This is a genomic window from Methylobacterium sp. J-001, from assembly GCF_022829565.1.
Lineage (GTDB): Bacteria > Pseudomonadota > Alphaproteobacteria > Rhizobiales > Beijerinckiaceae > Methylobacterium.
The window spans coordinates 45,644-59,629 of the sequence record NZ_JAKSYN010000133.1 but is presented as its reverse complement, the minus strand read 5'-3'; the positions used below and the strand labels follow the sequence as shown (position 1 = coordinate 59,629).

The 13,986-nt window shown below is 72.3% G+C and carries 20 protein-coding genes; 5 read left to right on the top strand and 15 right to left on the bottom strand.

What is annotated here, in order from left to right:
- Positions 1-35 precede the first annotated feature (35 nt).
- Positions 36-317, top strand: coding sequence for a helix-turn-helix domain-containing protein (locus MKK65_RS15510; RefSeq protein ID WP_243958691.1), 282 nt, complete (start codon positions 36-38; stop codon positions 315-317).
- 96 nt (positions 318-413) lie between these two features.
- On the opposite strand, the gene MKK65_RS15505 is transcribed toward MKK65_RS15510, so the two are convergent.
- Genes MKK65_RS15505 through MKK65_RS15495 form a run of 3 tightly spaced genes read right to left on the bottom strand, consistent with a single transcriptional unit; the run spans position 414 to position 2,470 of the window.
- The gene (locus MKK65_RS15505) at positions 414-947 is read right to left on the bottom strand and encodes an NlpC/P60 family protein (protein ID WP_243958689.1); all 534 of its coding nucleotides are present in this window, start codon (positions 945-947) and stop codon (positions 414-416) included.
- On the bottom strand, positions 944-1,819 hold the full coding sequence (locus MKK65_RS15500; RefSeq protein ID WP_243958687.1) for a DUF2163 domain-containing protein: 876 nt from the start codon (positions 1,817-1,819) through the stop codon (positions 944-946). Before MKK65_RS15500 ends, MKK65_RS15505 begins: the two co-directional genes overlap by 4 nt.
- A 9-nt stretch (positions 1,820-1,828) precedes the next feature.
- Positions 1,829-2,470, bottom strand: coding sequence for a DUF2460 domain-containing protein (locus MKK65_RS15495; RefSeq protein WP_243958685.1), 642 nt, complete (start codon positions 2,468-2,470; stop codon positions 1,829-1,831).
- Positions 2,471-2,711: 241 nt separating this feature from the next.
- Between MKK65_RS15495 and MKK65_RS15490 the strand changes: the two genes are divergently transcribed.
- Positions 2,712-3,620 (top strand): TauD/TfdA dioxygenase family protein, encoded by a 909-nt coding sequence (locus MKK65_RS15490; protein ID WP_243958682.1) that lies wholly within the window; start codon positions 2,712-2,714, stop codon positions 3,618-3,620.
- A gap of 78 nt (positions 3,621-3,698) precedes the next feature.
- Here MKK65_RS15490 and MKK65_RS15485 read toward each other — a convergent pair whose 3' ends face one another.
- From MKK65_RS15485 to MKK65_RS15445, 9 genes are all read right to left on the bottom strand, one after another.
- Complete coding sequence (locus MKK65_RS15485) at positions 3,699-4,196, bottom strand: GNAT family N-acetyltransferase (protein WP_243958680.1); 498 nt, start codon at positions 4,194-4,196, stop codon at positions 3,699-3,701.
- A gap of 46 nt (positions 4,197-4,242) precedes the next feature.
- Entirely contained in the window at positions 4,243-4,440 is a 198-nt protein-coding gene (locus tag MKK65_RS15480; protein ID WP_243958678.1) for a hypothetical protein, read from the bottom strand.
- A gap of 109 nt (positions 4,441-4,549) precedes the next feature.
- Complete coding sequence (locus MKK65_RS15475; protein WP_243958676.1) at positions 4,550-4,987, bottom strand: phage tail tape measure protein; 438 nt, start codon at positions 4,985-4,987, stop codon at positions 4,550-4,552.
- Positions 4,988-5,244: 257 nt separating this feature from the next.
- The gene (locus tag MKK65_RS15470; RefSeq protein ID WP_243958674.1) at positions 5,245-5,466 is read right to left on the bottom strand and encodes a phage tail assembly chaperone; all 222 of its coding nucleotides are present in this window, start codon (positions 5,464-5,466) and stop codon (positions 5,245-5,247) included.
- 5 nt (positions 5,467-5,471) lie between these two features.
- Entirely contained in the window at positions 5,472-5,804 is a 333-nt protein-coding gene (locus MKK65_RS15465; RefSeq protein WP_058192091.1) for a gene transfer agent family protein, read from the bottom strand.
- A gap of 3 nt (positions 5,805-5,807) precedes the next feature.
- The gene (locus MKK65_RS15460) at positions 5,808-6,218 is read right to left on the bottom strand and encodes a phage major tail protein, TP901-1 family (RefSeq protein WP_243958672.1); all 411 of its coding nucleotides are present in this window, start codon (positions 6,216-6,218) and stop codon (positions 5,808-5,810) included.
- Positions 6,219-6,230: 12 nt separating this feature from the next.
- Positions 6,231-6,647, bottom strand: a complete 417-nt coding sequence (locus tag MKK65_RS15455) for a DUF3168 domain-containing protein (RefSeq protein ID WP_243958670.1) — start codon at positions 6,645-6,647, stop codon at positions 6,231-6,233.
- The gene (locus MKK65_RS15450; protein WP_243958669.1) at positions 6,644-6,997 is read right to left on the bottom strand and encodes a head-tail adaptor protein; all 354 of its coding nucleotides are present in this window, start codon (positions 6,995-6,997) and stop codon (positions 6,644-6,646) included. The genes MKK65_RS15455 and MKK65_RS15450 overlap by 4 nt, the downstream gene beginning before the upstream one ends.
- Positions 6,998-7,038: 41 nt before the next feature.
- Positions 7,039-7,599: a hypothetical protein gene (locus MKK65_RS15445; RefSeq protein WP_243958668.1), complete on the bottom strand. Its 561-nt coding sequence runs from the start codon at positions 7,597-7,599 to the stop codon at positions 7,039-7,041.
- A gap of 28 nt (positions 7,600-7,627) precedes the next feature.
- Here MKK65_RS15445 and MKK65_RS15440 point away from each other — a divergent pair, with 28 nt between their 5' ends.
- From MKK65_RS15440 to dps, 3 genes are all read left to right on the top strand, one after another.
- On the top strand, positions 7,628-8,365 hold the full coding sequence (locus MKK65_RS15440; RefSeq protein ID WP_243958667.1) for a trypsin-like serine protease: 738 nt from the start codon (positions 7,628-7,630) through the stop codon (positions 8,363-8,365).
- Positions 8,366-8,572: 207 nt separating this feature from the next.
- Entirely contained in the window at positions 8,573-9,484 is a 912-nt protein-coding gene (locus tag MKK65_RS15435; RefSeq protein WP_243958666.1) for a S1 family peptidase, read from the top strand.
- Positions 9,485-9,611: 127 nt separating this feature from the next.
- Complete coding sequence (gene dps, locus MKK65_RS15430) at positions 9,612-10,157, top strand: DNA starvation/stationary phase protection protein Dps (protein WP_058192098.1); 546 nt, start codon at positions 9,612-9,614, stop codon at positions 10,155-10,157.
- 319 nt (positions 10,158-10,476) lie between these two features.
- Here the strand turns inward: dps and MKK65_RS15425 are convergent, their stop codons facing one another.
- The 3 genes from MKK65_RS15425 to MKK65_RS15415 form a co-directional block, all read right to left on the bottom strand.
- On the bottom strand, positions 10,477-11,772 hold the full coding sequence (locus MKK65_RS15425) for a phage major capsid protein (RefSeq protein ID WP_243958665.1): 1,296 nt from the start codon (positions 11,770-11,772) through the stop codon (positions 10,477-10,479).
- Positions 11,769-12,296, bottom strand: coding sequence for an HK97 family phage prohead protease (locus MKK65_RS15420; RefSeq protein WP_243958664.1), 528 nt, complete (start codon positions 12,294-12,296; stop codon positions 11,769-11,771). The genes MKK65_RS15425 and MKK65_RS15420 overlap by 4 nt, the downstream gene beginning before the upstream one ends.
- A gap of 367 nt (positions 12,297-12,663) precedes the next feature.
- Positions 12,664-13,857 (bottom strand): phage portal protein, encoded by a 1,194-nt coding sequence (locus MKK65_RS15415; RefSeq protein ID WP_243958663.1) that lies wholly within the window; start codon positions 13,855-13,857, stop codon positions 12,664-12,666.
- Positions 13,858-13,986 lie beyond the last annotated feature (129 nt).

Sequence of the window (13,986 nt, the reverse complement as noted above, 5' to 3'; positions counted from 1 at the left end):
TTCGGGGAAGGGCATCGACGGCAGGGGCGGCGGCCATGGGAGACACGCACTTCGACAGCGTCTGGGACGCGATCGAAGACACGCCGGCGGAGGCCGCGCGGATGCGCCTCCGCTCGCAGCTGTTGATGGCCCTGCGCACTCACATCGAGCAATCCGGCCTGAACCAGTCCCAGGCGGCGAAGGTCTTGGGCGTCACGCAGCCGTGCGTCTCGGACCTGATGCGCGGCAAGATCGACCTGTTCGCGATCGACACGCTGGTCGCGATGCTCGCCGCGGCCGGACTCCAGGTCGAGCTGCGTGTCGCTGTGGCGGCTTGATGCGGTTTGGGATCGAAGCGCTCACCACTGCCTCCACCGTCATTGCGAGCGCAGCGAAGCAACCTAGGGAAACGCGCGATCCCAGACCGTAGCGGTTCACCGGGTCGCTTCGCTACGCTCGCGATGACGGTGGGAATGACCCTCCTTGCGCGTGCCAGGTGCCAAGCCGCCCGTGGCGACCAGCTCCTCCGGGAACCGGAAGACCCCCGTCAGGTGCCGCCGCCACCAGGCAGTGAGCGCCACCTCCGTCACGGCGGCGTGGTCATGGGCGTGGATCATGGCGCCGTCGCCGGTGGCGATGGCGCAGTGGTGGGCCGGGAGATGGCGCCGGAAGGCGAAGAGCAGCACGTCGCCGGGCCCGGGCGTCGCGCCGGCCGCCGGCATCAGGTGGCGGGCCGCTGCCGCGGTGAGCGGGTCGGTGCCGGGGGCGGCGGATTCCGCCCAGGTGGCGGCGTAGGGCGGCACCGGTTCCGGCTCGGCCCCGTAGAGCCCGCGCCAGATCCCGCGCAGCAGCCCGAGGCAATCGCAGCCGACGCCGCGCAGGGACGCCTGGTGCCGGTAGGGCGTGCCGAGCCACAGCCGCGCCTCGCCGAGCGCGGCCACGCCGATATCCCGTCGCATCGCGCTCATTGGAACAGGCTCCCGCCGTCGAGGATGGGCTCCGAGCCCGGCACGGCGCGCATCACCGCGTCGTTGCCCGGCATGTGCGGAAAGCCCTGGAAGTTGACCGCGTTGGCGAAGCGGTCGCGGCAGGTGGCGAGCCGCTTGTCGCAGCCGGCGGTGAGGCTGAACGCATCCCCGGCCGCCACCGGCCGGGGCGGTGCGGTCCAGAGTTCGAGCAGCGCGCCGAGCTGCAGCCGCACGTCGGCCGTGAGCCCGGCATTGGCGCCCTCCGTCCAGGTGAGCGTTCCGCCGGTGAACAGCCCGTCCGCGAAGCCGCCCGCCAGGGTCACCGCGAGTGTCGCGGGTTCGGGCAGGCCGGTGACCCGCCCGGTGGTCCGCCAAGCCGAGAGGTCGACCCGGCAGCGGCCATCCCCGAGATCGGCACCGCAAGTCGCCCGGTAGGTGCGGCCGCGCTCGGCCCCGAGCCGGTGGGCGAGGCCGCGCAGCTCCGCCACGAAGGCGTCGCCTTCGCGCCGCACCTCGCCGATCGTGCCGACATCGATGAGCAGGCGCGTCTCCGGGTTGGTCCAGTCGACCAGCCAGGTCTCCACCGTGGCGCCGTCGTAGAGGCCGCCGGCGATGTCGGCCTCGGTCAGCCCGAGGGAACTCAGCGCCCCGGCGACATCGCCCCCGGAGACCGCAAAGCCGGATTCGGACGCGGCCTCGGCCGCCTCCAGCCCGGTGCGGGCGGCGTGGACCAGGCCCGCCAGGATCAGGTCGCGGTCATGGTCGGTGAAGCCCAGCGCCACGCCGTCCCGCCGGCGCAGGGACCAGCAGCGGCACAGGGTGGTGACGCCGCCCGCGAGATGGGCCGCGAAGGCATTCGGGATATCGCGCATCGTCGATCCTCACGGCACGATCTCGACGAGCGGCACCTTCGGGATCTCGCCGGCCGTGAAGGCGGCGAGGTCGATGGTGAGGTCGTCGGTGTCGAAGCGGACCGGCACGTCGAAGGCAAAGCCCGCCGTGACCGCTGCGCCCTTGGCCGGGACCTGGCCGGCCGCGAAGGTGACGAGCCCGGTGGTCGGGTCGCACGCGAAGGCGTCGGCGCCGATCTCCCGGCCGGCCAAAGCCACCCGGACGCTGCCGGCTACCGGCTTGGCGATACGCCGGCGATAGGGCGCGAAGTCGGACCCGTAGGTCTTGGTCAGCGGGAAGGAGGCGGTGGCGCCGTCGCCGGTGCCGAGCGTCTGGTCGAGGGGGCCGATCGCCCGGCCGGGGGGCCCGGAGCGGCAATCGACCCGGTCGCGGTAGCGGAAGCCATAGAGCCGGCCGCGCCGCTCCTCGAAGAAGGCCAGCACGGCGTGGAGGGACTCGAGCCCGCGGAGTCCGAACCCGGCATCGTAGCGGCGGCGGGAATCGGCCCAGCGGCCGTTGCGGTGCTCCCGGCCCGAGGCCAGCGTGACGATCTCGGTGAGCCGCTGCGGGCCACCGCTGCCGCGCAGCGACACGTCGAGGGGAAACAGCACCTCGTGGAAGGCGTCGGCCATGGCGCGATGATCCCGGAAAGGGGGCCGGAAAAGGCACGTCCTCCCGGCCGCCGCCGGCCGGGAAGAGTTTTTTTTGGAACGGGGAAAACTTCGGAAACGCCGTTTATCGACAACCGATCGCGACCGGGTGAAGATCATTCAAGACGACGGACGCTTCTTCGAAGACATTCATCTCCGGCAGATCTCGAAAGATCTTTCCCGGCAGGCGTGCGTCGTCCCCGATCCACCGAGGAGCCTTCCAATGAGCGCCGTCCCGCAGCCGCTGCACCCCACCCTCGACATCCGCCGGGTCGCCGGCCGCATCGGCGCGGAAATCCGCGGGGTCGCGCTCGCGGGCGATCTCGACGCCGCGACGGTGGCGGCGATCCGCCAGGCCCTGGTCACCCACAAGGTGGTGTTCTTCCGCGACCAGGATCTCGACGAGGCGGGCCAGGAGACGTTCGGCCGGCGGCTCGGCGATCTGGTCCCGCACCCGACCGTCCCGTCGCTCGCCGGCACCGCGGGCGTCCTCGATCTCGACGGCAGCCGGGGCGAGCGGGCAAGCTCCTGGCACACGGACGTGACCTTCGTGCCGGCCTATCCGGCGATCTCGATTCTGCGGGCCGTGACCCTGCCGGCCTATGGCGGCGACACCCTCTGGGCCAACACGGCGGCGGCCTATGCGGAGCTGCCCGAGCCCCTGCGCGAGCTGGCCGACCGGCTCTGGGCGCTGCATTCCAACGTCTACGATTACGTCGGCGGGCGCGTGAACGCCCCGGAGGCCGGCCGCCAGCGCTACAACGAGGTGTTCACCCGGACCGTCTATGAGACCGAGCACCCGCTGGTGCACGTGCATCCGGAGACCGGCGAGCGCTCACTGATCGTCGGGCATTTCATCCAGCGCCTCCTCGGGCTCACGACCGCGGATTCACAGCACCTGCTCGCGATCTTCACCGACCACGCGACCCGGCCCGAGAATACGGTGCGCTGGTCCTGGCGGCTCGGCGACGTAGCGATCTGGGACAACCGGGCGACCGTCCACCGGGCGGTGGACGATTACGGCGACCAGCCCCGGGTGGTCCGCCGGGTGACGATCGAAGGCGTTTCCCCGGTCAGCGTCGACGGACGCCGCAGCCGGGCCAGGGAGGCTGCGGCCAGCAAGGCGGCGTGAATGGCGATAACGGCGCCCGGTCGTGACAGACCGGGTGACGCGTAGTCCCTCGCTCGCGCGTCGTCGCGAACAGACGGTTCAAACCGGCCTCGACACATATGGCTGCAGATCCAGCCACATGACCGGGGCCGGCGATGCCCGGTTGGCGTCCGTATCCAACAGGGTAAACCCCTGCTTGCTGTAGAAGCCTACGGATTCCTGCTTGGCGTTCGCAACCAGGAAGCGACAGCCGACACTGGTGCAAACACGGTCTACGGCGATGCTAAGCGACAAGGACAGGAGATCCCGGCCGATCCCGCTGCCGCGCGTACCATCCGCAACCGCCAGCCGGGCAATCCGAATGGCGGGCTGACTGGGATAGCGGTCGGCTCGTGGCTTACCTTTTACAGAATAGGTTCCACCCAAAGCGATCTCCGCGCTCATCAGACTGATGAAGCCGAGAATGCGCCTGTCGTCGAAACCGTCTGGAACCGCGACATAAGTCTGCGTGATCAGCTGAGCGCTGGCACGTTCCGAATCTTTGCGGAAGAATATTTTTAAGGGTCTGTGCCGCTCGTCTGCGAGCGCGAATGGCACCTTGCAATCACCGGTGCGTATTGGACGAATAATATAAGGCGTTGTGCTACTTCCCGACCATATCATGTCCTGCATCGACAGCAGCCTTGCCCGATTCGGTCATTGATCGCCGCAGTTTACGTCCTCGTTCGAGAGATGCCAGCACGACCTGTTGCTTTTCGCCAGACGCCACTTGGCGCAGGAATGTCTCCGCATCGTGGCCAGACAGCTTCACCCCGCCGAAATTTCGGGACAGAATAGCCATCGGCTCCTCCTCTCGACTGCACCGAGCGTGATTTAACAGGGACTCCAAGTCTCGACAATGCTCGAACCGGACACCGGAAGAACCCCTGGCTGGTCCGATATGTATGCAATCACGTCGCCCGCTGCCCTCGCGCCACCGCGCGGGCGAGGCTCGCCGTCACCTGCGCCTCCGAGCGGCGGAAGGCACTCGGGTCCGGGGTGGCGATGTTGACCGTCACCGAGACCGGCCGGACCGCCGCGCCGCCGGCTGCGACGCCGAGGCGGCCGTCCGGGCCGCGGTTGAGCGGCAGGATCGCCTCGGGGCCGGCCTCGCCCGTCAGGCCGGCCCCGTTCGCCATCGGGAAGTAGGTCGGCGCGGCTACCACACCGCCCGAGGCGAAAGGCTGCACCCGGCCGCCCCGGAACATTCCGCCCCGGGCGAAGCCGGTCTCGCTGCCGGCACCGGCTCCGAGCACCGCGTTGACCAGGCCGGTGATGCCGGAGCGGATCGGGCCGGAGGCCGCCCGGGCCGCCGCGCCGGCGAGCTTGCTGCCGATCGTGCCGAGCACACCGTCGAGGCTGCGCCCCGAGGCGGCGCCCCGAGGCGGCGCCCCGGGTCAGCGCCGAATCCAGGCTGCGGCCGAAATTCTTGGCGAGCCGGTCGAGGGTCTCCAGCTGCTTGATCCGGGCGGCATCCTGCGGATCGGGATCGGCGTCGATCATCGGGCTGCCCTCCTGTTCGGTCGGGGTTAGCGTGGTGCCATAACCCGGGATCCCAAAGGGCTCAGCCCTTTGGCGGGGTGCCGGGGCGGAGCCCCGGCTCGGTTCACGGGCCCGGATCCGGATAGGCGGCGAGCAGGCGCTCGAACGCGTCGCGGCTCAGCGGCTCCGGGCCGCGGCGGCGGCCCAGAGCGGCGGCAAATTCGCGGGGTGTGGCCGCCCAGAAGGCGGCCGGGCTCCAGCCGAGCGCGCCGAGGCCGAGCGCCAGGGCGTCGTCCCAGGGGAAGGCGGAAGGCCGAGCCGGCGCCGACGCGAACGCGTCGGGCACCGGCTCTACCGAGGGTTTGCAGGGCCCGGCGCCTCCCCGAAGGCGGCGGCGAGGACTTCGCCGAGCGCGGTCGAGACCGCCTCCAGCCCACCGGCGAGGGGCAGGCGCGCGACCGCGTCGTCGTCGAGGGCGTGGCCGCCGCCGCGCAGGGCCGCGCCCAGCAGGGCGATCAGGTCCCGGGCCGAGACCCGGCCGCCGTCGAAGCGCTCGGCCAGGCCGACGAGGTCGCCGGCCTTGAGCGCGCCCTCCAGCTCGGCCAGAGCGCCGAGCGTCAGGCACAGGGTGTAGCGCCGGCCGGCGAGCTGGAGCGGCACCTCGCCGCGGATCCGGTTGGCCATGGCTCAGGCCGCCGTGAAGGCGAGCACGCCCGCCGAGTCGAGGCTGATGTCGAAGGTGACCTCGCCGGCATGGTCGCCGCGGTATTCGAGGCTCGCGATCTGGAATGGCCCCTCCAGCGTCCCGAAGGCCGGCACGACCACCTGGAAGGTCTCGATCGCGCCCTCGAAGAAGATCAGTCGCAGGCGCACATCCGACGCCTGGTCGCGAAACACCCCGGATCCGGCGATTGCGGCCCGGCGCACGCCGGCTCCGGCCAGCAATTCCCGCCAGCGTCCGGTGGAGTCCGCGTTGGTGACGTCCACGGTCTCGGCGCTGAGGGTGATCTGCCGGGTGCGCAGGCCCGCCACCGCCACGAAACCACCTGCGCCGTCGCCGGCCCGGAGCAGCAGGTCCTTGCCCTTCTGTGCGCCCATCGGGCCCTCCTCTCACTGGGTTTCGGTGACGGCCTCGAGCGTCAGGGTGGCGCGGGCCTCGCCGGTGCGGGCGTCGCGGGTCGCCTTGATCGCCCGCACCCGCAGGGTGACGAGGCGGCAGCCCTGGAGCGGCAGAGCGGCGTCCGTGAGGAGCGCGGCCATGCGCTCGGCGGCGTCGAGCGCGGTGCGGACCGAGCCGGGCTTGGCGATCACCGCGATGGCGTGGCTGTGGCGATGGCGCTCGGCGCCGTCGACGGCATCGTCCACGATCTCGGCCTCGCCGAACAGGGCGTAGACCGGCACCGAACCCCGGGGCGGCTCGTCGTGGAGCCGGACCTTGCCGCCGAGCAGGGCCGCGAGGGCGGCGTCGCCGGAAAAGCGGGCGGTCAGGCCGGCGCGCAGGGCCAGGAGCGGGCTCGGGGCGCTCACGACGCGCTCTCCCGGGTCAGCTCCTCGACATGGCAGACCAGATCGCGGCCCTTCGCGTCCGGCTCGCTGACCGCGCGGATCGCAAAGCGGCGGGGGCCGGCGGCGAGCCGCATGGTCGAATCAAGGGCGATCCGGGCGCGCAGGGTGACGCGGTAGGCGGAAAGCGTGTCGGTCCGGCCCCCCTCCGGGCGGTCGACGAGGCCGGCCGGAGCCATCGCGCCCCACACGACCGGGCCGGCCACGTAGCGGCGCAGCACGCCGCCGAACCCGTCGGGCTGCTCCAGGGGCCGTTCGAGGACGAAGCGGCGGCGCCGGGCGCCGACCGGCGGATGATGGGGGGTGGTCGCCATCGGCGAAGCTCCGGTGGGTCGCAATCGGACAGGGCGGCGGATCACAGGCGCATCCGGCGGAACGGCGCGGCGAGGTCGGCGGCGTCGGTGCGGGCGGCATCCGGCTCGTCGCCACGATGCTCGTAGCGGGCGGCGGCGAGCCGCAGGATCGCGAGCCGGAGCGGTGCCGGCAGCGGCGGCCCGTCGCCCCCGAACCCGGCCGCGACCTCGATCAGGATCGTGCGGCCGGCCGGGTCCGGCACGCCTGGGTCGATCAGCAGGCCCGGCGCCTCGACCGGGTCGGGTCCGAGCCGGACGAGGCCGGCGGGCAGCTCGGTGACGCCCTTGGCGTCGGACAGCCCAGCGCGGATCAGCGTCACGAGCGGGCTCAGCGGCAGGCCCAGCTCGCCGTTCGCGGGCCACGCATGGAGGGCGATCCGGTAGCGGCCCGGCACCAGGATGCGGCGCGCCTCGATCACGAGGCTCGCCCGGGCGGCGGTGATCAGGGCCGCGAGCAAGTCATCCTCGGTGCCGCCATCCTCGGAGTCGAGGCGCAGATAGGCGCGCAGCTCCACCACGCTCACCGGCTCGACCACGGCCCCGTCGGCGCGTATCGGGATCATCGCGTTGCCCCCTTGCTGGATGTCTCGAATGCCGGTCCCGAAGCGCCGCCGGGCGGCCCTCACCGTCCTGGCGGCGGTCCTCTGGCTCGCGGCCGGCCCGGCCGGCGCGATCGTCGGCGGCGCCGAGGCGCCGGCCGGCGGGGCCGTGATGGTCCTGTCCTCGAAGGGCGGCGTCTGCACCGGGCTGGTGCTCGCCCCCGACACCGTGCTGACCGCCGGCCATTGCGTCGCCGCCGGGCGGGAGCACCGGGTCCATTTTCGCGATGATTCCGGGGCGCCGGTGCTGGTCGAGGTCGCCGCCCGCGCGATCCATCCCGGCTACGATGCCGGCGCGGCCGCCGGGCGGCGGAAATCCATCGACCTCGCGCTCCTGCGCACCGCGACGCCGCTGCCGCCGCGCTTCGCCCCGGTCACCTTGAGCGGCGCACCACCGCGGGCCGGCGAGCGCCTGACACTCGCGGGCTACGGCGCCGCCAAGCCTGGCGATCCGCGCTCCACCGGCACCTATCGCAGCGTCGTCCTGCCGGTGATCGAGCCGCACGGGCCGAGCCGCATCCTGGTCTGGCTCCAGGGCGGCGCCGGCGGCGGCTGCCAGGGCGATTCCGGCGGCCCGATCACGGGGCCGGACGGATCCGTGCTGGCGCTGGCCGCCTGGATCGGCGGCGCCTGCGGCGGCCTCACCCAGGGCGTTCTGTTGGGGCCGCAGCGCGGCTGGATCGACCGGGTGCTGGAGGGCTGGGGCCGGGATGCGCGGTGGGGCGGTTGAGGCGGCCGTGCCTGACGGACCCGCGCCGGCCCTCCCCCCTTTTGCGGGGTCGTGGGACGCGTGCGCGTCCGGCACCGGTGCACGCCTTGGACCTCTGCGTTCGGAACCGCAGCTTGGCCGGTTCATTGCCTTGCTCTAGGCTCCCTGCGCGCCGCGCCCTCGCCGCGGCGTCCCACCTTGCGCCGTGAGCGCCCCCCGGAGTGCCCGATGTCCCGTCGCCCGATGCGCAAGGCCGGCCTCCCTGAGCGTGTGCGAGGCGCTGGGCTCGGGGCTGCCCTTCTCGGCAGCGCCCTGCTCGGATCGGTCGCCGCGCTGATGCCCGCCCCCGCGGCGGCGGTGATCAACGGCACCACCACCCGCGATCCCAACGGCGCCCGGACCTTCGCGGTGCGGATCGAGAGCACCGAGGGCGAGATCTGCTCGGGCACGCTGATCGCCCAGGACCTCGTGCTCACGGCCGCCCATTGCGTGATGCGCCCGGCCGGCTACACGGTGATCAGCGTCGACCGCGGCTTCCGCCAGCATCGCACCCAGGTCATCGCCGCGACCATGCACCCGGACTTCGTGCCCGGCACGACCCCGGAGGACCAGCCCGGCGTCGATCTCGCCTTGCTCAAGCTCGAGGCGCCGTTGGGCGCCGATTACGTCCCCCTCGATCCGCGCGGCGCCGCCTCGATCGATACCGGCGCTCCGGTGGACATCGCAGGCTTCGGCGTCGTGGCCGAGAACCGGCGCGACACGGCCCGCACCCTGCGTCTCGCCCATCTCGTGTCGATCGGCTCGCTGCAGGTCGCCAACCGGGTGACCGTGGTGACCGACCGGCGGCGCATGGCCGAAACCTCGGGCGCCGGCGCCTGCCTGGGCGATTCCGGCGGCCCGATCCTGGTCGGCGGTCCCGGCGGCTACCGGATCGTCGGCGTGGTGAGCTGGTCGAGCGGCGCCCTGCAGCAGGGCGCGCGCCGGACCGCCTGCGGCGGCTTCACCGCGGTGACGCCGGTGGCCGAGCATAGCGGCTGGATCGCCACCCGGTCGGCGGAACTCGCGCGGATCCCGGTGGGCGAGGTCCTGCCGCGGGGCAACCGCTCCGACTGGATGGCCAAGCCCGGCCGGCACCGCTGAGACCGGCACCGCCTCGGAACACCCGGCCCGCCGTCGCGTTTGTGCAACGCAATTGCGTCAGATGAGGACTCGCGGCCTGAGTGGCATATTCGCGACCGTCCGCACGCATGTTTACGGAGCAAATTTCATGGCTGACACCGGCAAGGGCGATACCGTCCGCTCGCACAAGACCCGTAACGACACCGACTCGAACGCCAAGCAGGTCTCGGTCCAGGCGCTGAACGCCCGGCTCGCGGACGGCATCGATCTCGCCCTGGCGGTCAAGCAGGCGCACTGGAACCTCAAGGGTCCGCAGTTCATCGGCATCCACGAGATGCTCGACGGCTTCCGCACCGAGCTCGACGATCTCAACGACAAGGTCGCCGAGCGCGCGGTGCAGCTGGGCGCCACGGCGTTCGGCTCGACCCAGGCGGTCGCCGAGAAGACCAAGCTGCCGGCCTACCCGACCGGGATCTACGCCATCGCCGACCACGTGGCCGCGCTGATCGACAGCTACGCCGCCTACGCCAACGCGGTGCGCGAGAACATCGACGAGACCGACGAGGCCGGCGATCCCGGCACGGCGGACCTGTTCACCGAGATTTCCCGCGCGGTCGACAAGCAGCTGTGGTTCCTCGAGGCCCACGTGCAGGAGCCGACCGGGACGCTGCGCGACGGCAACCCTGGCCGGTAAGACCCGTCCGAGCGCTCGAACAACGATCGCCCTCCCCTCTCGTGGGGAGGGCGATTGCATTTGGGAACGCTGCTCCCGCTGTCTCCATGGTGCGTCGGCGGCCTCATCACCCGCTTTGTCATCCCGGGGCCGCGCAGCGGAGCCCGGGATCCAGAAACGCCGGCGACGCTAGGTCTTGCACTGAGGGAGGATCTGGATTCCGGGCTCGCCTGCGGCCCCCCGGAATGACAGGGTGATTAATCCGGGCGCCTCTGATCCTGTCGGCAGACCAGTCGTGCTGGCCGCCAGCAACCGCCGCTTTGGCGCCCCAGAAACTCCCTCACCCAAATTTCAAAACCTTGATCGCATCAAAATCCTGCACCCCGCCGCCGACGCGCTTGGTGACGTAGAACAGCACGTAGGGCTTGGCCGAGTACGGGTCGCGCAACACCCGCAGGCCGGTGCGGTCGACCACCAGGTAGCCCCGGCGGAAATCGCCGAACGCCACCGACAGGCTGCCCGCCGCGATTTCCGGCATCGCCTCCGCCTCGGTGACGGGGAAGCCGATCAGCGTCGCGGACTGGGCGGCGGTGAGCGGCGGGTGCCAGAGATAGTTGCCCTGCGCGTCCTTGAACTTGCGGATCGCGCTCTGGGTGCGCCGGCTCATCACGAAGCCGGCATTCTGGCGGTAGGCCGCCCGCAGGGCGTAGACCAGATCGAACAGCACGTCGGACGGGTTGCTCTGCGGGAACGCCCCGGCCGCCCCGGTGGCGACGCAGCCGAGCTTGCCCGGCGCCCAGGCGGCGTTGGCCACGGTGTCGTAGCTCAGGAAGCCGCGCGGGCGGCTGGCACCGTTGCCGGTAACGAAGGCCACCCCCTCCTGCTCGGCGAAGGCCATCTCGACCTCGGCCGAGAGCCAGGCGTCGAGATCGACCACGGCATCGTCGAGCAATGTCTGGGTCGCGGCCGGCATGGCGTAGAGCTCCATGGCCGGGAACGCGATCTCGGCGAGCACCGGCCCGTCGGTGCCGGGGCGCGGCGCGGTCTCGGCGACCCAGCCGGTCGCCGGAGCGCCCACCGAGGCCGCGCGCTTGTACTGGGCGCCGGAGATCTGCTGCACGCTGGCGATGGACCGGATCGGCGAGACGTTCGCCAGGCGCGCCAGCATGGTCCGCTCCAGGGTCTGCGGCACCAGGTAGCCGCCATCCGGCCCCGATCCAGCCGACAGGGCCTTGGCCTCCAGGCGCTTCAGCCCGGCGCTCTCGCCGGCCCGGACATAGAGGTCGAAGGCCGCCTTGTGCTCCTGCGCAGCCCCGTCCTCCCGGGCCCCCGGCTGGCCGAGCGGCGGCCGGGCGCGGTCGAGGGTGATCCGGTCGAGCCGGGTCCGGGCGGCGTCGAGGGCCGCGTCGATCCGGGCGAGCTTCTCCTCGGTGAGCACGTCGGTGCCGAGCCGGCCCTCGATCTGGGCGATGCGGCTGTCGTTGGTCTCCTTGAACGCCTCGAAGGCGATGGCGAGTTCGTCCAGCGCCGGCTGGACCGGTTCGGCCCCGGGGCGGCCGGCCTTGTTCTCGAGGCCGGGCAGCACGCCCTTGGTCTCCGGGGCGGGGCGCGACGGTGCGGCGGTGTGGGACATCATCGAACGACCTCGTGGCTGGGGTGGGTGAAGCGGGACCGGACCGCCGGCGTCAGGCAGGCGGCGGGTTCGGGGGCGATCCTGCGGGCGAGACCGCGGATCTCGGCGGCGGAGGGATTGCGATCCGGGCTCGCCCGGGCCGCGGGCTGCAGCGGGAAGGTCACCAGCGAGATCTCCCACAGGTCGACCCGCTGAAGCCGGCGCTCGCCACCCGCGCCCTTGCGGGCGAGCAGGGTGCGGAAGCCGATCGACAGCCCGTCGAGACCGCCGCCGCGCATCAGCGCGTCGATCTCCCGGGCGCGCTGGACCGCGAAGTTGAGCTGCCCCTCCGCGAACAGGCCGCGGGCATCCTCGCGCAGCGACAGCCAGCGCCCGATCGGCTCGGCCGGATCGTGCTGGAACAGCAGCCGCACTCCCGCCGCCCCGCGCCGGGCCAGGCTGGCCGCGAACGCGCCCGGCACCACCACGTCGCGGCCGAGATCGGGCACGCCGAACACGCTGGCGTAGCCGGAGAAATGGCCATCCATCGGCTGGGTCCTCGGTTGTTTTTTGGGATGGGTTGAGAGGCCGTGGCTTCAAGGGAAGCCAGTCCTGCAATGGCAGGCGCTCTCCCTTCGCCCTCTGCGGGCTACTTCACACATCGCCCGGCGGAAGGCGCGGCGCCCTCTCCTCCCCCTTGCGGGGAGGAGTTGGAGGTGGGGGTGGCGCAGAAGGCACCGAAGCGCCTCGCCCGGCACCACCCCCACCCCTCCCCGCAAGGGGGAGGGAAAACGTGTCGTGTTCCAGAGCCTTGTTTCGAAACAACCCTGATGCGTGAATCCGCCAGCCCGCGCGGGGGAGGGCGGGCCTCGCGTCAGCGAGGGTCGGGAGCGGGTCTGGAAGGCGGCGTGCGCCTCACCCACCTGCTTCCGGCTCCGGTGGGTAGCCCACCGCCGCGCGCTTCTCGGCCACCGACAGGAACCCGGCCGCTTCGACCCGGCGCCAGAGGGATTCCCGCTCGCCCGACAGGGCCTCGATCCGGTCGAGATCCGGCTCCAGATCCAGGGCGCCAAAGGCCGGTTCCAGCCAGCCGGCCAGCGCCTGGGCGGTGCGGGCGGCGAGCGGGATCAGGGTCTGGCGGTACAGCGCCCGATTGGCCTCGGCGTAGTTGGCGTGGGTGCTGTCGCCCGGCAGGCCGAGCAGCAGCGGCGGCACCCCGAAGGCCAGGGCGATCTCCCGGGCGGCGGCGTTCTTGGCCTCGACGAAATCCATGTCCCTGGGCGAGAAAGCCAGCGGCTTCCAGTCGAGGCCGCCCTCCAGCAGCAGCGGACGGCCGGCATTGGCGGCCCCCTGGTAATTGGCCTCCAGCTCGGCCTTCAGCCGGTCGAATTGCGGCTCGGTGAGCGCCGCCCCGGCGAAGACCAGCGCCCCGGAGGGCCGGGCGGCGTTATCGAGCAGCGCCTTGTTCCAGGCGCTGGCGGCGTTGTGGATGTCGAGCGCGGTGGCGGCCGCCTCGATCGGGGCGAGGCCGGCATAATCGTCGTCCGGGTGGAAGAGGGACAGCGCCAGGATCGGCGCCACCTCGGGGTCGCCGGGAGCCGGCAGGTCGAACCGCCGGCTGGTCCCGCCGACCGTGTAGACATAGGCGGCGGGCCAGCCGTCCGGGCCGGGCAGCATCCGCATTCGGCCGGGCCGCAGCGCCTGCAGGGCGGCGACCCGCCCGTCCAGGCTCACCGCCTCGAGATAGGCCGTGCCGCTGAGCAGGAGGTCGGCATAGAGCGTCTCCAGCAGGCGCGTGCCGCTCTCGCGCGGGTTCGGCCGGGCCAGCAGCGCCAGCAGGTCCCCCGCCCGCGCGGCGCCGGCGCTGGCGCCGGTGGCGACGAGGGGCAGGCTCGCCGCCCCCTCGGCGACCAGCCGGACCGCCCGGTGCACCACCGGATTGCCCTGGTAGCCGGCCCGCGCCAGCGCCGCCGGATCCCGGGCCGTCCAGCTCGCCCGCCCATCGGTGTAGAGGGCGAAGGCCGGGGCGGCCTTGGTGACGAGATCCGGTCCAGGCGGGCGGGTGCCCCGGCGCGCAACCCGCGCCAGCCGATCGAGGAGAGTCGCCATGCCGGTCCGCTCCTGGGCTAGGTCCCCAACCCGAAAGGTGGTTCGTGGCTTTCGGGATGCGGCAAAACCAAAGGCCTCGCGCATCGTCCGATCCGATAGCCGGGACGATGCGCGAGGGTGTGAAGCTCC